Annotated in this window: 12 protein-coding genes; 8 read left to right on the top strand and 4 right to left on the bottom strand. The window is 71.2% G+C overall.

What is annotated here, in order from left to right:
• Positions 1-82: 82 nt before the first annotated feature.
• The 4 genes from KBO27_RS11230 to eccCa form a co-directional block, all read right to left on the bottom strand.
• A complete protein-coding gene (locus tag KBO27_RS11230; protein WP_246536878.1) occupies positions 83-589 on the bottom strand; it encodes a sigma-70 family RNA polymerase sigma factor in 507 nt (168 codons plus the stop codon).
• Positions 590-1,097: 508 nt separating this feature from the next.
• Entirely contained in the window at positions 1,098-3,941 is a 2,844-nt protein-coding gene (locus tag KBO27_RS11225; protein ID WP_210969935.1) for a helix-turn-helix transcriptional regulator, read from the bottom strand.
• 145 nt (positions 3,942-4,086) lie between these two features.
• Entirely contained in the window at positions 4,087-5,241 is a 1,155-nt protein-coding gene (locus tag KBO27_RS11220; protein ID WP_210969934.1) for a S8 family serine peptidase, read from the bottom strand.
• The gene (gene eccCa, locus KBO27_RS11215) at positions 5,238-9,161 is read right to left on the bottom strand and encodes a type VII secretion protein EccCa (protein ID WP_246536877.1); all 3,924 of its coding nucleotides are present in this window, start codon (positions 9,159-9,161) and stop codon (positions 5,238-5,240) included. Before eccCa ends, KBO27_RS11220 begins: the two co-directional genes overlap by 4 nt.
• Positions 9,162-9,456: 295 nt before the next feature.
• On the opposite strand from eccCa, the gene eccD reads away from it, so the two are divergent.
• The 8 genes from eccD to KBO27_RS11175 all read left to right on the top strand — a co-directional run bounded on the left by eccD (position 9,457) and on the right by KBO27_RS11175 (position 18,049).
• Positions 9,457-10,878 (top strand): type VII secretion integral membrane protein EccD, encoded by a 1,422-nt coding sequence (gene eccD / locus KBO27_RS11210; protein ID WP_210969932.1) that lies wholly within the window; start codon positions 9,457-9,459, stop codon positions 10,876-10,878.
• A 48-nt stretch (positions 10,879-10,926) separates the two neighbouring features.
• Positions 10,927-12,351 carry a type VII secretion protein EccB gene (gene eccB / locus KBO27_RS11205; protein WP_210969931.1) on the top strand — a complete coding sequence of 475 codons (1,425 nt, stop codon included), beginning with the start codon at positions 10,927-10,929 and terminating at the stop codon, positions 12,349-12,351.
• Positions 12,352-12,418: 67 nt separating this feature from the next.
• Positions 12,419-12,730: a hypothetical protein gene (locus tag KBO27_RS11200; RefSeq protein ID WP_132622916.1), complete on the top strand. Its 312-nt coding sequence runs from the start codon at positions 12,419-12,421 to the stop codon at positions 12,728-12,730.
• 253 nt (positions 12,731-12,983) lie between these two features.
• Entirely contained in the window at positions 12,984-13,271 is a 288-nt protein-coding gene (locus tag KBO27_RS11195; protein ID WP_132622914.1) for a WXG100 family type VII secretion target, read from the top strand.
• Between the two features lie 298 nt (positions 13,272-13,569).
• Positions 13,570-13,953, top strand: a complete 384-nt coding sequence (locus KBO27_RS11190; RefSeq protein ID WP_210969930.1) for a hypothetical protein — start codon at positions 13,570-13,572, stop codon at positions 13,951-13,953.
• 81 nt (positions 13,954-14,034) lie between these two features.
• Positions 14,035-17,166 carry a hypothetical protein gene (locus KBO27_RS34205; RefSeq protein WP_210969929.1) on the top strand — a complete coding sequence of 1,044 codons (3,132 nt, stop codon included), beginning with the start codon at positions 14,035-14,037 and terminating at the stop codon, positions 17,164-17,166.
• A gap of 123 nt (positions 17,167-17,289) precedes the next feature.
• The gene (locus tag KBO27_RS11180) at positions 17,290-17,727 is read left to right on the top strand and encodes a YbaB/EbfC family nucleoid-associated protein (protein ID WP_210969928.1); all 438 of its coding nucleotides are present in this window, start codon (positions 17,290-17,292) and stop codon (positions 17,725-17,727) included.
• The gene (locus tag KBO27_RS11175; protein ID WP_210969927.1) at positions 17,717-18,049 is read left to right on the top strand and encodes a hypothetical protein; all 333 of its coding nucleotides are present in this window, start codon (positions 17,717-17,719) and stop codon (positions 18,047-18,049) included. Before KBO27_RS11180 ends, KBO27_RS11175 begins: the two co-directional genes overlap by 11 nt.
• The last annotated feature ends 3 nt before the right edge of the window (positions 18,050-18,052 follow it).

Here is an 18,052-nt window from a genome sequence, read left to right as displayed (position 1 = left end):
AAATCGAACTCGGTGGGACGTTCGCCGTCGCATTGTCACATCGCAATGGGATGTCGGACGTTTCCCCGCGGTGGGACCGCTCTCAGGATTTCGCGCGAAAAGGATCCCGGGAACGGGGTTCCATGGTGGTTTTGAGGTTCCTCAGGGCGTGGTGCAGCCGGGATTTCACCGTTCCCGGCGGAATGCCCAGCGAGCTCGCGGCCCTGGTCGCGGTGTGGTCGGCGAAGTAGACCTCGTAGAGCACCGAGCGGTGCGCGGGCCCCAGCTTGTTGACCATGGTGGCCACCACGACCCGGTTGACCACGGCGTCGGCGTGGTCGGCGTCGTACTCGGCGGAGCTGCTGCCTGCGGATTCGTCGACCTCGGTGGGGCGCGCGCGGCGGGCGCGGATGCGGTCGATGGCGATGTTGTGCGCCACCCTGGTCAGCCAGCCCCAGACCGAGCCGCGCTCCGGCGTCAGGGTGTCCGCGTGCTGCCAGGCTCGGAGCATCGTCTCCTGCACGACGTCCTCGGCGTGGTGCGGATCGGAGAGGATTCTGTTCACGTACGCCAGCAATCTCACGTAGTGGTCGTCGTAGAGCGACTTCAACGTCGTATCAGTGTTCCGAATCGTGTGCTCACCACCTCTGTTCGTGGAGGAGGCGTGGGCCCGTTCGAATGCGATCGCGGATCGCGGATCTCCGACTAGCGTCATGTGGCTTCTTCATTCGGTTGTCTGCCCCGTCGGTGAATCGTTCACAAATCCCGGAAAGATCGGGAGGAGGACGACCGGAAACGGGATCTCCGGATGGCAGCGATGAGCTTGCCCGTTAGCTCGAACGGGGGAAATCCGGGAGCTCACGTAGTTTTTCTCCGTGGTGCCCGCGTGGCGCTCAGATGAGCACGGGGGTGGTCGATTTGCCGTGTTCCGTCCCCATGTGCCGAACCAACCAGTCGGTCGGAAAAATAAAGCTCCTGTGAACGAACGATGACGGTGCTGTGATCGGTGACACGGCGTGAGCTCGTCGGTGCGCGGGGTCGCGTTGAGTGCCGTGCGCGATCGGCCTAACGCGTGATCATCGCACCGAAACCGTGACTCTGCGGCACCGATTCAGGCGTCACGCGGATCTGGAGTCGCTGCGCATCTCCTCGCCACCGTGCCGCGTCGCCTCCACCGCGATCTCCACGCGCGACCGCACGCCGAGCTTGGCCAGGATGTGCGAGACGTGGACCTCCACCGTGCGCCGGGAGGAGAACAGCGCCGCCGCGATGTCCGGGTTGGGCAGCCCGTCGGCCACCAGGTGGGCGATCTGCCGCTCCGTCGGCGTCAGCGACTCCCAGCCGTTGGTGGCGCGGTGCCGCCGGCCCCGCGCGTGCCGCACGCCGTGCGGGCGCATCCGCGCGTCCGCACGCCGCAGGTCCCAGGTCGCGCCGAGCTTCTGGTAGACCTTCACGGCCCGCCCGTAGGCGGTGCGCGCCTGCGCGGACTCGCCGCGCTCGGCCAGCACCACCGCCATGTCCTCCAGCGCTCGCGCGTACCTGGGCGGCTGGCTGGTCTTGCTGTAGAGCTCGATCGCGGCCCGCAGCGCCGTCGGATCCCGCTCCAGCAGGCCGCGGCAGTGCTGCGAGGCGGCGACGATGTTGGGCACCGCACCGACCGCGGCGTCCTCGGCGCACGCGTCCGTGGCCCGGCCTGCGATCCCGGTCTCGCCGGTCTCGATCGCCAGCCGCACCAGGTTCGGCAGCCACAGGTAGCGGGTGCCGAACCGCTTGCCCTCGGTCAGCGCCTCCGCCAGCAGCCGCACGGCGCGCTGCGGATCCGACTCGGTCTCCGCGCGCATCGCACCCGCCAGCAGCAGGAACTCCGCGGCCGAGCGGGTGGCCGGGTTCTCCTCGCAGCCGGCGGCCTGCAGGCTGCGCAGCAGCGTCGACCTGTCGTCGCGGTGACCCGCCAGCAGCGCCGAAAGACCGTGCAGCCAGCGGCGTCCCGCCTCGTCGAGCCGGTCGGCGAGCTCGGTGGCCGCGTCCAGCTCGGCTGTCGCGTCCTCCCACCGGCCAATCGTGTAGTAGTGGTTGGCCGCCGACAGGCGCACCGCGGCCAGCCGCGCCGGGGTCGCGGAACGCTCGGCGATGGCGAGCATCTCGTGCAGGGCGCCCTCGGCCTCCGCCGCCTGGCCCAGGCCGAACAGCAGCATCATCCGGTTGCCGAGCACCGTCAGCCGAAGATCGGTGTTCTCCGGTGCGTCTCCCAGGGCGGCGCCCGCCTGCTCGTAGCAGATCACCGCCTCGGCCAGGTCGCACCGGCGCGCCATCGCGGCTCCGCGCACGTGCAGGGCGAGGCCGAGGGCGAAACCGTCGCGGGCGGGGCGGGCTTCGGCCAGCGCGCGCTCCACCGCGGCGTCCGCGGCCTCGAAGTGCCCGCGCGAGAGCATGACCTGCCCGAGCACCTCGTGCATCCGCGCCAGCCACGGCCGGTCGAAACCCGGTGTCCGCAAAGCCTTCTCGACCACCTCGGTGGCCAGGTCGTCGAGCCCGAGCACGGCCAGCGACCACGCCAGGTACCAGCTGAGCTCCGCCGCGCACGACGGGTCGTGGGTGTCGGCCAGCGCGCGTTCGCTGAGCTCGCGCGCCTGCTCCGGGCGCCCCAGCTGCACCATCGCCAGAACCCGTGCGGTGCGCAAGCACTCACGCCGCGGGTCGTGCGTGGACAGCAGCGGGATCGCGCTGCCGAGGAGCGCTTCGGCGCAGTCCGGCGCGCGGTGGGCCAGCATCCGGCTGTTGTCGACCAGCCAGTCCAGGCCCCAGTCGTCGATCTCGGCGTCGTCGACGGAGATCGAGGCCAGCAGCTGCTCGCCGATGCGCTCCACGGGAGCGCCGGACGACGCCAGCGCGCGGGCGGCCTGGTGGTGCAGCGCCAGCCTCAGGGCGGTCGGCGTGGTCTCGTGCAGCGCTTGGCGGATCAGCCCGTGCTGGAAGGTCAACCGCGACCCCGACTCCACCAGCAGACCGGCGGTCAGGGCCTCCTCCACGCAGCCCACCAGGGCCACCACCGGGCGCTCGGAGACGGTGCGCAGATCGGTCACCGAGAACGTGGGGCCCAGCAGCGCCGCCATCCGCAGCAGCCCGATGGTGTCGCTGCCGACGAAGCCCAGCCGGGCGGCGATGGCCTCGGCCAGCGAGCGCGGCAGCGCGCCGTCGGTCATGTCCGGGGTGAGCTCCGCGCGCGCAGCGTCGGCGTCGAGGTGGTTCTCGCGCGCCAGCGCCAGCACCATCTCCCGCACGTAGCGGGGGTTTCCGGCCGCGCGGCCCAGCGTCTCCAGCAGCGCGGGCCCGACCTCGGCGGCGCCGGTCAGGTGCGCGGCCAGGTCCGCCGTGGCCGCCTCGTCCAGCGGCGGGACCGAGATCCGCACCGCAGCGCGGTCCTCGCCGCGCACCACGCCGAGCTCGGTGCGGCTGCCGGACGGGCGGATCGCCGCCACCAGCAGCAGCGGCAGGTGCTCGGCGAGCCGGCTCAGCCGGTGCCACACCAGCAGGCTGGACTCGTCCGCCCACTGCACGTCGTCCACGGCCAGCACCAGGGAGCCCGCCGCGCACAGCTTCTCGACCAGCGAGATGAGCTGCTCGGCGATCGCCGGGACCGGGTCGTCGCTGGCCAGGCGCAGGCGTTCGTGGATCCCGAGGATCTCGGGGTCGTCGGACTTCGGGTGCACCGCGAGGCAGTCCAGCAGCACGCGCAGCGGGAAGCGCTGGGAGAGCTGGTCGGCCGCGGCGTGGTGCACCGCGCAGCCCAGGCGCTCGGCCTCGGCGAGCAGGGCGCGCAGCAGCGCCGTCTTGCCGATGCCCGGTTCACCCTCGAGCCAGAGCACGTTGCCGCGACCGGCCACCACCTCACCGGCGAGCCCGCGCAGCTGCGCCAGCTCCGAGTCCCGCCCGAAGACCTCCGATGCTCCACCCGACGTCATCAACGCGCCCCTGCCTGATCCCGGACCGGTGCCGACCGGTCACCGGAGTCGCGCGCGTTCGAACTTTTCGGTTGGGTCATTCGCGGATCGCGACCGATGTGCGCCGCCGCAGCGGGCGTGATCGAGTTCTGCTCGCGCACGTAGCCTAGCCCCCGTTCTTCGGGGTGCCGTGCCACGCCGACCGCCAGCCCCGCTCGCGGGCTCGCGGCAGCAGCACCGCGCCGATCGCGCCGAGCACCGCCAGCAGCCCCACCGAGCCGGTGACCAGCAGCGCGACCAGTCGCGGCAGCGGGTCGACGACCGGCGTCGGTGGCAGGTGAACCGGTTGAGCGGCCGCGGCCATCGGCATCTCGCCGGACTCGGCGGGCAGCACCGAGGTGACCGCGGACGCCGGGTTGACCACGCCGTAGCCGCGCTGCGGGTCCGGCAGCTCGGCGGGCGGGTGATCGGCGGTGTCCTGCAGGCGCTCTCGCACCTGGGACGCGGACAGCTGCGGGTGGTAGGCCCGCACCAGCGCGGCCGTGCCCGCGACGAACGCGACCCCGATGCCGCCGCCGGAGGCCACCAGCTGACCGCTGCCGCGCGGGGCGATGCCGACCACCTCGTTGCCCGGCGCGACCAGCGCGGGCGGGCCTGCCGCGTGCTGGATCGGCTCGCCCGCGCCGGTGATGCCGGTGACCGCCAGCGCCTCCGGGAACGCGGCGGGGTAGGGGATCGCGTCCTCGCCCACGTCCACATCGGACGGTGCGATGACCAGTGCGTCCTTGCTCAGCGCGTAGGACACCGCCGCGCGCAGCCCGCCGTCGGCGGCGGCCGTGCCGACCGACACGGCGATCACCTTCGCCCCGCCGTCGGCGGCCGAGCGGATCGCCGAGGCCAGCTTGCCCGCCTCGACCTCCTTCGGGTCGTTGGTGATGCGGATCGGCAGGATCCGCGCGCCCGGTGCGATGCCGGTGAAACCGGTGCCCGCCGCCGGACGTGCCGCGATCACCCCGGCCATGAACGTGTCGCGGCCCGCGCAGTCGTCGTCGCCCGCGCCGCCGCTGAGGCTCTGCCCGGACAGCACCGCACCGGACAGCGCCGGCGCCGCAGCGCTGACACCCGTGCCGATGACCGCGACGGTCACCGACTCGCCGGTCGTCAGTCCCCACACGCGGCTCGGGTCGAGGCGTTGCAGGGCCCAACCCTCCTGCGGCACCACGTGATTCGCCGGTTGCGCGCACTGCTGCTGCTGGGCTGCGGCCGGGATCGGTGCCATCGCGAGCACCACCCCGGCCACCACCGCGACCGCCGCCCTCACGCCCGGTCTCCCGCCGGACGCGGCTCCAGCCAGCCCGCCTGCATCAGCGTCGCGCTGCGGCGGGTCACCAGGTGCGCCCGGCCCGTGGGCAGCACCTGCGGGCGCATGCCGTTGAGCAGCGGCATCTCCGTGGGCGGGCAGGAGAACGCCAGGTCCGGCGTGTTGGACTCCTGCATGCGTCGCACCACCGAGTCCATCGACAGCCGCGAGGAACCGGCGGCGCTGCGGGTGAGGATCACGTGCAGACCGATGTCAGCGGCCTGCGGCAGCAGGTCCAGCAGCGAGTCCAGCGGACCGCCCATGGTGCTGGCCAGCAGGTCGTAGTCGTCGACGAGGATGAACACCTCCGGGCCCGACCACCAGTCGCGCCGCTGCAGCTGCTGCGGCGTGACGTCCGCGCCGGGCAGCCGCTCGCGCAGCTCGCCCGCGGCGGTGCCCACGATGTCCTTCGCGGCGGTCGCCGAGAACGCGAAACCCCGCCGGTAGGCGTCCGGGACCGCGTCCAGCAGCACGCGGCGCGAGTCGACCAGGATCAGCTCGGCCTCGCCCGGCGCGTAGTTCTTCGGGATCGCGTCGGCGATCAACCGCAGCAGCGCGGTCTTGCCGCTGCCGGTGTCGCCGAGGACCGTCAGGTGCGGCTGGGTGGAGAAGTCGTGCCACACCGGCTGCAGGTCCGCCTCGCCCCAGCCCAGCGCGACCCGCAGCGTGCCCTGCGGCTCGGGCAGCTGCCCGGCGGGCAGCACCGACGGCAGCATCCGGACCCCGGCGGCGTCCTCGCCGTCCCAGTTGTCGGCAACGGCCTCGGCCAGCATCCGGGCGCCCTTGGCCAGGTCGTCGACCCGGCGCAGGCCGTCCAGGCGCGGGACCGCGGACAGGAAGTGCAGCTTGTCCATCGTCAGACCGCGCCCCGGCTGGCGCGGAACGCCCGCCGCCGCGCGCATGTCGATCACCGAGTCGATCGAGTCGCCCAGCCGCAGCTCCAGCCGGGTTCCCAGCTGGTCGCGCAGCTGGCTGTGGATGTCGGCCCAGCGGCCGGTGGTCAGCATCAGGTGGATGCCGTAGGTCAGGCCGCGCGAGGCCAGCGAGCGGATCGTCTGGTCGTGCTGCTCGAAGTCGCTGCGCAGAGTGCCCCAGTTGTCCACCACCAGGAACACGTCGCCGAAGGAGTCCTCCGGGATCTTGCCCTTGCGGCGCAGCTCCCGGTACTCGGCCATGTTCTCCACGCCGTGCGCGGCGAAGAGCTCCTCGCGCTTGGCCAGCACGCCCTGCACCTCGGCCACGGTGCGGCTGACCCGCTCTTTGTCCATGCGCCCGGCGATGCCGCCGATGTGCGGCAGCTCGCCGAGGGTCTGCAGGGTGCCGCCACCGAAGTCCAGGCAGTAGAACTGCACCTCCGAGGGCGTGTGGGTCAGCGCGAGACCGGCGATGAGCGTGCGCAGCATCGTCGACTTGCCCGCCTGCGGGCCACCGGCGATGCCGACGTGCCCGCCGACCCCGGACAGGTCCACCATGTACAGCTCGCGGGCCTGGTCGAAGGGCTTGTCGATGACGCCCACCGGCACCTGCAGCTTGCCGCGACCCGGCCAGCTGATCGGGGTCAGGCCGTGGTCGGCATCCGGGACCAGCGGCGGCAGCAGCTCGTCGAGCGTCGGCGGCTCGTCCAGCGGAGGTAGCCACACCTGGTGCGCCGGCGGGCCCTGGCCCTTGAGACGGCTGACCGCGACCTGCAGCAGGGTCTCGGTCGACTCCTCCTCGGTCTCGGGTTCCGGCTCCGGGACCTGCGCGGTGGGCGCGTCGGGCAGCCGGGCGGCGCCGAAGGTCACCACCTGGCGGCTGATCTCGGCCTTGCGCTGCTCCGCGGTGCGCCGCTTGAACGGCGCCGAGACGTAGGCGGCCTTGAACCGCGACAGGGTGGCCACGTCCGAGCGCAGGTAGCCGTTGCCCGGCGCGCTCGGCAGCTGGTAGGCGTCCGGGACACCGATCACCGAACGGCTCTCCATCGCCGAGAAGGTGCGCAGGCCGATCCGGTAGGACAGGTGGCTCTCCAGCTTGTGCATCCGGCCGTCGTCGATGCGCTGCGAGGCCAGCAGCAGGTGCACGCCCAGCGACCGGCCCAGCCGGCCGATCATCACGAACAGCTCCGCGAAGTCGGGGTGCGAGGCCAGCAGCTCGCTGAACTCGTCGACCACCAGGAACAGGCTCGGCATCGGAGCCAGCTGAGCGCCCGCGGCGCGGGCCTTCTCGTACTCCAGCAGCGAGCTGTAGTTGCCCGCCGAGCGCAGCAGCTCCTGGCGGCGCACCATCTCGCCCTGCAGCGCGTCCTGCATGCGGGTGACCAGCGGTGCCTCGTCGGCCAGGTTGGTGATCACCGCCGAGGTGTGCGGCAGCTCGTCCAGGCCCAGGAACGTCGCGCCGCCCTTGAAGTCCACCAGCACGAAGTTGAGGAACTCCGAGGAGTGCGTGATCGCCATCGCGACCACCAGCGTGCGCAGCAGCTCCGACTTGCCCGAACCCGTCGCGCCGATCAGCAGGCCGTGCGGGCCCATGCCGCCCTGCGCGGACTCCTTGATGTCCAGCTCGATCTTGGTGCCGTTCTCGGCGATGCCGATCGGCACCCGCAGCCGGTCCTGCGGCGAGGTCCGCGCCCAGGTGCGGGCGGCGTCGAGCTTGTCCATCTCGCCGACCTCCAGCAGCGCGGCGAGGTCGAAGTCGGTGACCATCGGCTCGACGATGTCGGTGGTGGCGCTGAGCCGGAACGGAGCCAGCGTGCGCGCCAGCGAGGTCACCTGCGACAGGCTCAGCGAGTCCGGGGTGCCCAGCTCGGTGCGCACCTCGGCGCCGGAGCGGTTGAGCCGGATCATGTCGATCTTTTCGCTCGCCAGCTCCAGGCGCAGCGTCGTGCGCTGGGCGGTCCCGGACATGTCGAGGTTGAGCACGGTCGCGTTGCGGTAGCCGGCACCGGCCAGCCGGGACTCCGCCGGGGTGGTGATGCCGTCGAGGACGACCACCACGAACGGCTCGTCGCGGGTCGGGCTCGCACCGGCCTCGAACCGGCCCCGGTCGCCCAGGTCCGGACCGACGACGGCCTCCAGCTCGGCGAGCGTGCTGGTCAGCATCCGCACGTGACCGGCGCCGTCCTGCTGGCTGGCGTGCTGGGCGTGCGGCAGCCACTTCACCCAGTCCCACTCGGACGCCCGGTCGGAGCTCGCGCACACGGCGATCTTGAGGTCGTCGGGGGAGTGGAAGGTCACCAGCTGCGCCAGCACGGCGCGCAGCAGGCCGCGCGCGGCCTCGACGTCACCGCGCATCTGCACCTGCGAGAAACCGCGCAGGAACAGGGCCGTCGGCAGATCGTCCACAGTGGTGTATGCCTTGATGAACCGGCGCAGCGCCCGAGCGGACAGCGGCTCCAGGTCCTCCACCGGCTTGGACTGCACCGGCGTCATCTTCATCGCCAGCCGCTGCGCGGACCGGCCGATGCGGACCTCGGCGAAGTCGGCGTGCGACAAGCGCCGCTCCCACAGCCGTCCGCTCATCGCCACCGACCACAGGCCCGACGGGTCAGGATGCCGCCACGACAACGCCTTTCGCTGATCCACCGCGACCTGGCGGACCTGCTTGCGCATCTGGCCCAGGTAGCGCAGGTAGTCGCGGCGCTCGCCCTTGAGGCGGCGCTTGCGCTCGCCGATGTTGCGCCCCATCTGGCCGAAACCCATGGCCAGCATGGACACCGCCATCAGCGCCACCACGATGAGCCCGATGCCGCCGAAACCGCCGGAACCGCCGCGGCCCATGAACATCAGCATCATGGCCCCGGAACCCAGCGCCATCGGCAGGTACATCAGCAGACCGCCGAAACCGCCACTGACCTGCTCGGGTATGACGGGCGGCTCCTGCAAGGACAGTTCCCCGTCGGGCATCGCGGGGGGCTTCTGCCTGGCCGGTCGCCGAAACGGCGTCACACTCAATGCGATCAGATCCTTTCCCTGCTACCCCTCATCCCCTACACGGCTGCAGGACTCCAAACGGGTCAAAGCCGCAGCGGGAAACCGGCCGACCGAAATACCGACCATCGTCCGGAACTGGGCGGAGTGGGCCCGGTTCGGCCGATCGGCGGTGCGCAACGCGCCCGGCGCAGGTGGGCGGGCTGCCGCCGGAGACCGGCGTTCGTCAAATTGGTTGAACTGTTCCTAGACCGGGGACCGTGTGGTGGGTATGACGGGAACGACGGCTCAGCCCGCGGTCGCCGCGGGCGAGGTGTGTCGACTGACGATTCAGGGCCCCAGCTCGCGGGTCGAGCTCGCGGTACCCGCCCACATTCCGCTCGCGGACCTGCTGCCCACCTTCCTCGACCACCTCGGGGGAGGACTCGGCAACGCGGGTCTGGAACACGACGGTTGGGTCCTGCAGCGGCTCGGTGAGCCCGCCCTGCAGGAGGATCTCGGCACCGCCGCCTTGGGCCTCTACGACGGCGACATCCTCTACCTCAGGCCGCGCAACGACCAGTTGCCGCCGGCCGACTTCGACGACCTCGCCGACGGCGTGGCCACCGGAATCCGCAACCAGCGCCGCGACCTGTGGCGTCCGGAGAGCACCCGCCGCGCGTTCCTCGCGCTGCTCGGCGCCTCGCTCGCGCTCGGGCTCGTCCTGCTGCCCACCGTCGGCGCGGGGCAGTGGGTGGCGATCACCGCCGGCAGCGTCGCGCTGCTGCTGCTCGGCGCGGCCACCCTGGCCTCGCGGGCGCTCGGCGACCGGGCCGCCGCGGAACTGCTGTTCACCGGCAGCGCCGCGTTCGGCGCCGCCGCCGGCTGGGCGCTGCCGATGATCGGCCGACCCGTCCTCGCGATGAACCCGCAGCTCGTCGCGCCCTGCCTGACCGCGGCGGCGGTGTGCACCAGCGCCATCGTGCTCGGCCGCTTCCTGGTCGGCGGCGGATTCGGCGCCGGGTACCTCGCCGCGATGCTGGCGACCGGCCTCACCGCGCTCGTCGGCCTGCTCAACACCTTCGACATGCTCTCCGCGGGCGGTGCCGCCGCCGTCGTGCTCGCCGTGACGCTGCTGGTCGGAACCCGCGTTCCGCGCATCGCCGCCTGGATGGCCGGGCTCAAGGTGCCGCCGCTGCCGACCTCCGCCGAGGAGTTCCAGGAAGGCATCGACCCGGAACCCGGACGCGAGCTGATGAACCGCACCGCCGCGGCCGACTTCAACCTCACCGCCCTGTGCTTCGGGCTCGGCGTCGTCATCGCGGGCTGCCTCGGCATCCTCGCCTTCACCCCGGGGTGGGCGTCGCCGACCCTCGCCGCGATCGCCTCGCTGCTGCTCCTGCTGCACTCCCGCGAGTTCGTCAGCTCCCGCCAGCGCGTCGCCGTCATGGTGCCCGGCTTCCTCGGGCTCGCCGCGGTGATCTCCGCGATGTGCCTGCTGATCCCCGGAACCTGGCGGATCTTCATCATCGGCGGGCTGGTCCTGCTCGCCGGGCTCCTGCTCGCCGGGGCCCGCGGCCTGCCCGGCCGGAAGATGCTGCCGCACTGGGGCCGCGCCGGCGACTGGGCGCACACCACCCTCGCCATCGCGATCATCCCGATGACCTTCGCCGCCCTGAACCTCTACGCACTGGTGAGGGCCTCATGGTCGTAGCAGAGGCGCTGCCGCGGCCGACTTGCGCAGCTGTGCGGGGAGGTCGTCGTGCACTCGCGAAGTGATCAGGTCCAGGCGCACTCCTTCATGTCGGCGCGGGTCGTCTCCGCGCTGGTGCAGGCCGAACCCGACGCGCCCGATCCGCCGCTGCGGCGGACCCCGCTGGGCTACGTCATCGGCCTGATGCTGTCGATGCTCATCGTCGCCGGATTCGCCGTCGCCGGCGTTCTCGGCTTCGGCGGAGCGACCGACTGGTCCGAGCCCGGCAAGCTCATCGTGGAGAAGGAGACGGGGAGCCAGTACGTGCTGGCCTCCGACGGCACGCTGCGCCCGGTGCTCAACTACGCGTCGGCGCGGCTGCTCGGGGCGAAGGAGGTCGCGGAGGTGTCCCGCTCGACGTTGAGCGACGTCCCGCGCGGCACTCCGATCGGCATCATCGGCGCCCCCGACGGGATCCCGGCAGGCGGCGCGGGCAGCGCGGCCCAGGCGTGGCTGGTCTGCGCGACCACCACCCGCGACGCCGCCGGGGCTCCGCACGCCACCGTCACCCTGCACGTCGGCGACACGTCCGATGTGGAACCCGCGCGGCAGGACGAAGCCGTCCTGGTGCGCTCCAGCAGCGGCGACCAGTACCTGGTGTGGCGGGACAAGCGGATGAAGCTCAGCGCGCCGTGGGTGGCCGCGGTGCTGGGCTACGACGCCTCCACCGCGCTGCCGGTGCGAGACGCGTTCATCAACGCCATGCCCGCCGGACCGGACCTCGGACCGCTGCGGATCCCCGGAGCGGGACAGCCCGGCCCGTCGCTCGGCGGCCAGCCCACCCGCATCGGGCAGATCTTCTCCGTCAGTGTCGTCGGCCGCCCGCAGACGCTCCACATGCTCACCACGGGCGGACTGATGCCGGTCAACGGCACCACCGCCGCGCTGGCGATGGGCGACCCGGCCGGTGGCGGGCAGCCGAGCCCGCGGGTCCTCTCACCCGCGGCTATGGCCTCGGTCGGGCAGATGCCCTCGTCGCCGCTGATGTCGCAGCTGCCGGACAAGCCGCCGTCGCTGCTGCCCACCGCCGGAACGTCGGACTCCTCGGACCTCGGAGCGCCCTGCGCCCAGGTCGAACCCGGGTCACGCGGCGCCAAGTCCACATTGGTCAGCGGATGGCCCGAAGCCGGCGTGATCGTCGACGGACCGGGCATCGAGCGCGACGAGTTCACCGCCGACCGCATCGACGTCCAACCAGGCGCGGGCGTGCTCGCTCGCACGCTGCCCGCGCCCGGCGTGCCAGGCGCCGGCCTCTACCTGGTCACCGACTCGGGCGCCAAGTACCCGGTGCCCGGCCAGAGCGCGGCCGAAGCCCTCGGCTATCGGCTGTCCGACGCGGTTCCGGTTCCAGCGCACCTGCTCTCGCTGCTGCCGACCGGACCGGTTCTCGCACCGGAGCGAGCCGCAGGTGGTGGTGTGCACACAGCACCATGACATGCCGTCCCCCGTGGACGGCTCGCAGTAAGCAAGTCGAATCCCGCACATTTGCAAGGAGAACCCGATGACCGCACCAGGCGCCCAGTACGGCCTCAACGACTCGCAGCTGCAGCAGATCATCGAGGCGACCAACCAGTCGCTGTCGCAGATGCGCCAGCTCAACAACCAGGTCCAGGCGCAGGCCTCCTCGCTGGGCCAGGCCAACGTGTCCGACTCCGGTCGCATGCTGGTCGACAAGTTCGGCGTGTGGGCCGGCGACTTCTCGCGCATCGAGAACGAGCTCAACCAGCTCAACCAGCGCGTGATGGACGTTCGCAACGCCTCGCTGCAGGCAGCCCAGCAGGCAGCAGACAGCGCCTCCGGCGCAGGCCTCTGATTCTTTTTGTGTTCGGTGCAGCTCGTTGTGCGAGGCGGTGCGGGTGGCGGAACCTGACACGCCTTCTGGACTCCGTGCGCCACTCCTGATGTATGCCAATACACGGCGTCGCGGCGTACTCGCCAGAAGACGTGTCAGAACCCGCGGCGGTGCCGGTTGCAAGGGTGGGGCAAGGAGAAAGCGGCTCCGCCGCTTGCACGGCGGTGCACCGAACACCCCCTGATCGACCCACTTACTCAGAACGGAGATCGAGATGACGCAGTTCAGCGTGCAGCACGGGGCCTACGAAGAGGTCAACATGGGGCTGCAGCAGGCCGTTCGTCAGATGGGCACCATCCTCGACGAGCTCAACGGCTTCCTGAAGAACATGGGCGAGGCCACCCAGGGCAAGGCCGCGCCGCTGTGGGCCGAGAAGCAGCAGAAGTGGAACCAGGCCTACACCGAGATGAACACCCGCCTGAGCAGCGGCTACACCTCCTCGAACAACGCCGCGCAGGCCTTCCAGGACGGTGACAACCGCAGCGCCCAGATCATGGCGTAGGTAGGTGGTTCTCACTCACCTTGCTATGCGGTGCGGGTGGCGGAAACCCCCGAACGGGGAAGGCGCAGCGGCCCTCTGGCTCCGGGATCCGAGGCTGATGTATGCCAAGACACGGCGTGTCGGCCGTCCTCACCAGAGAACCGCTGAGAACCCGCGGCGGTGCAAGCTGAGTCCCAGACCTGAAGAGGCGGCTACAGCCGCTGAAGTGCTTCAGGTGGTTGAAGTTTCGGGTGCGGGTCGCCACGCGCAGCGGCCCGCACCCGATTCCCCTTTCCCTCCCTGAGAAAAGGAGAGTCTCGTGGCTGACGAGACGAAGACGAAGTTCGACAGCGGTCAGTACGAGAAGCTGATCAAGAACGTCGACACGCACGAGGACGACCTGCGCAGGGAGTTCCTGGGCGCCAGCTCGGGAATCCGCCTCGCCGCCGACCTCGGCGAGCGGGTCCACGCGGGCAACCCGGAGTGGCCGGCGATCGCGTCGCTCAACGAATCCCTGGGCGCGCTGGGCAAGTCCACCGAGACGATGAACGAGAAGACCAGCAAGGACTGGCGCAAGTTCACCGAGGCCCTCAACGACGCCAAGCGAGTCTTCGAGGACACCGACGACCTGGCCAGCTACTCGGCGACCGAGTTCGTCCAGGACTACCCGGACATCTCCGGAACGCAGACCCCGGCCGCTTGACTCAGGTTCCCAGCAGCTAGCCCACGACCCCCGTTGATCGACCTCATCTGACGGCATCAGCCCTGGAGCAGGAGAAAGCCCATGCCCGAGAACGCGGACCTGTCTGGCCCCAGCAGTGACTGGACGTTCTTCCAGGCCCTCAACGCGTTGACCGGAAAGGGGCCGGACCTGAAATCCATGGCCGAAGGCGTCAAGTGGTTCGAGGTCGCCGGCGGCGGGGATGGTGGTGCCGGCGGCAAGGACGCCGACTTCACCGGGGACAAGCTCAAGGAAGACCTGACCAACCGGGTCGCCCCCACCGAAGACCTCACCTACACCGCGTTCGACCGGGTCTACTACCGGGTCAACCGCAACACGGCGGCGGCCGACGCGTGGACCAAGGCGATCAACGACGCCGGGACCATCGTCGCCGAGATGTCCTCGGGCAAGAGCGGCACCCTCGACCTGCCGACCCTGCGCCAGGCGCAGGACCTCGTCGGCAAGTACGAGAAGTGGCTGGAAGCCACCGGCAAGGACTTCCGGACCTGGGCCAAGTCGCTGGACTCAGAGGACTCCGGGTTCAGCGGCAAGGCCGCCTCGGTCATCCAGGGGCGCATGGACCAGAACGCCGACAAGCTGGAGGGCCTGCACGAACAGCTCACCATCGACCGCGGCGTCGCGGTCTCGGTGGCGCTGAAGAACCTCGGCGACAAGATCGAAGCGGCGGTCAACGGACTCGCCCAAGCCTTCTACGACTTCCGCGCCCGGGCGCTCTACCTGCCCAACAACAAGCGGGTCGACTACGAGAACCAGCTCTACGAGTTCCTGACCAACGGCGTCGGCCTGGTCAAGGGCGCGCCGAACTACCAGCTCGACGGCAAGAGCACCTCCGAAGCCCAGGAGTACATCAACACCTCGCTGGCCAGCTTCAAGGAAGGCAACCTGGTCACCGCCGGTCCGTGGGACAAGATGAACACGGAGATCACCAACGCCGCGCTCACCGAGCTCAAGACGCTCGACACCGCGGCGGCCGCGGCGCTCAAGCCCCTCGAGGAGGAGCTGAAGTACGCGCAGTCGGCGATCAAGGAGCTCACCGAGCCGGAGACCAGCGCCCCGCACACCCCGTCGACCACGCCGCCGCCCGACGGCAACACGAACGTGCCGCCGCCGCCCGGTGGCAACACGAACTTCCCACCGCCGCCCGGTGGGGACACCAACGTCCCGCCGCCCGGTGGCAACACGAACGTGCCCCCGCCCGACGGGAACACCGACGTGCCGCCACCCGGTGGCGGTGACGGACTCGGCGGCGGTGATCCGGCCAACGGTGGTGTGGGCGGTCTCGGCGGTGGTGACGGCCTCGGTGGCCCCGGTGGTGGCGATCTCGCCAACGGCGGTGCCGGTGGCCTCGGTGGCGGTGACGGCCTCGGAGGTCCCGGCGGAGGCGACCCGGCCAACGGTGGCATCGGCGGCCTCGGCACCGGTGACGGCCTCGGTGGCCCCGGTGGTGGTGACCTCGCCAACGGCGGTGCCGGTGGCCTCGGCGGTGGCGACGGCCTCGGCGGCGACTCCGGTTTGGGTACCGGCGACAACGGTGCGAACGGCGGTGCGCCCCCGCCGATGGTCGGCCCCGGCGGGCTCGGTCTGCCTGGTGGCGCAGGCGGCGGTGCGGGCAACAAGCCCGGCACCACCCCCAACGGCGACCCGGCGAACGGCGGCGCGGGCGGCTTCGGCGACTTCGGTCAGAACGACCTCGCCAACGGAGGCGCCGGTGGCCTCGGCGACGGACCGCAGCAGCCCGGCCTGGTCGACAGCGGCCTGACCGAGAGCTCCTTCAACCCCGCCAACGGCGGTGCCGGCGGCTTCGGCGACATCCCCGGTCAGCAGGACCAGGACCGTCCCGGCGGCATGACCGGCGTTCCCCTGGACTCCAACGGAAACCCGATCCCGGGTGCCGGTGAAGGCATCGGTGACCTGGCCAACGGTGGTGCCGGTGGTTTCGGTGACGCGGGTCTGCCAGGTGGTGCGGATTCCGGTCTTGGCACTGGCCAGGGCCTCGGCGACCCGGCCAATGGTGGTGCCGGTGGTTTCGGTACCGGTGCCAACGATGGTGCTGGTGCGGGTCTGGGTGATCTCGCCAACGGTGGTGCCGGTGGTTTCGGTGACGCGGGTCTGCCAGGTGGTGCGGATTCCGGTCTTGGCACTGGCCAGGGCCTCGGCGACCCGGCCAATGGTGGTGCCGGTGGTTTCGGTACCGGTGCCAACGATGGTGCTGGTGCGGGTCTGGGTGATCTCGCCAACGGTGGCGCTGGTGGTTTCGGTGACGCGGGTCTTCCTGGTGGCGCGGATTCCGGTCTCGGGGCGGGCCAAGGCCTCGGCGACCCGGCCAATGGTGGTGCCGGTGGTTTCGGTGATCTGCCGGGTGGCGCTGATGGTGGTGTGGGCGCGGGTCAGGGCCTGGGCGATCCGGCGAACGGTGGTGCCGGAGGATTCGGCGATCTGCCCGGCGGCCAGGGCGGTTTCGATCCCGGTGGCCTCGGTTCCGACGCCGGCGCCGGCTTGGGCGACCCCGCCAACGGCGGCTTGGGCGGTTTCGACCCCGGCGGTCTCGGGTCCGGCGCGGGCGCGGGCCTCGGCGACGTCGCCAACGGCGGAGCCGGTGGATTCGGCGACGGCGCAGGCGGTCTCGGCTCCGGCGGCTTCGACGGCGTGTCCGATCCGGCCGAGGGCTACGGCTTCGACAGCGTCTCCGACGGCTTCGGCTCGCCGGACGGTTCGGCCGACGGTCTCGGCGGCTCGGGCAGCGGCTCCGAGCAGCAGCGCGGCGGAGCAGGTGGCGGCACGACCGGCTTCGGCATGGGTTCCGGCGCGGGCTCCGGCCTCGGCGGATCGCAGTCCTCGGCGCTGCCACCGGGCATGAGCCAGCTCAACGGCCCCTCCACCCAGCAGGGAATGGGCGGAATGCCGTTCATGCCGCCGATGATGGGCGGAATGGGCGGCCAGCAGGGCGACAAGAACGAGCGCGAACGGCAGACCTGGCTGTCCGAGGACGAAGACGTCTGGGGCACCAACGCCGACGCGGGCATGGGCGTCATCGGGCTGCCCGACGAAGCGGACTTCGACGTCGACGAGCAGGTCGCCGCGGGTCCCGTCCGTCCGCCGCGCCAGCCGCAGACGCAGCCCACGCCCGCGGAGCAGGAGCAGACCGCCCAGGCGACCGCGTCCGGGCAGGGCTGAGGAACGAGTTGGAGGTGCGGACTTGCTCAGCGGCGCGTGAGTCCTGCACCTGAATCGGCGGCTGCGGCCGGGTTCTGAGAAGTCTTCGTCAGGCAGGCACCGGGAAGGAGGGAGTGACCAGCGATGTCATCTCCCCTGTTCAACCAGATGGAAAACGCGCTGGCCGACCTCCGGAAGCAGCAGGAGCGCATCCGCGAGGCGCAGGAGCGGGCCGAGAAGGAGACCACGACGGTCTCCAGCAAGGACCGCTCGATATCCGCGACGGTGGACCACCGGCAACGGCTCACCGGCCTGAAGTTCTCCGGCACCCGCTACCGCACGATGGCGCCCGCCGAACTGGCCAACAAGATCGTCGAGCTGGTTCGGCAGGCCCAGGACGAGGCGAGCCAGAAGTCCATCGCCACCTACAGCGCGATGGCACCCGCGGGTTTCGGTTCGGCGCTGACCGAGATGGTCAACGGCGAGTTCGACCTGGACAAGATGTTCGACGAGGCGGTGCGCGAGGCCGACGGCATGTCCGACGCCGCCGACGAGGGGGAGGGGACCGATCGTGGCAAGTGAGGACAGCGACCTCGTCGCAGCGGACATCGAGGCGCTCAAGAAGGGCGGCGTCGACCTGACCCGCATCGCCGAGACCGCCAACTCCATCTACGCCGATCTCGCCCACGACTGCAACGCCTTCGCCATCGAGGGCGACGACGACATCGCCAAGACCTTGCGGACGAAGTACGAGCCCGGTGAGAAGGACGGGCTGGAGTTCCTCCGCATGCTCGGCATCACCATCGGCACCGACGGCGAGAAGGTCGTCGACGTCGGCAAGACCTTCGACGACATGAACCAGACCGCGAACAGCGAGGTGAGCCAGGGCGGCAGGAAGGCGTGAGCG

The organism is Saccharopolyspora endophytica (genome assembly GCF_018070075.1).
GTDB lineage: Bacteria > Actinomycetota > Actinomycetes > Mycobacteriales > Pseudonocardiaceae > Saccharopolyspora > Saccharopolyspora endophytica.
This window is presented reverse-complemented; position numbering and strand designations above follow the sequence as displayed.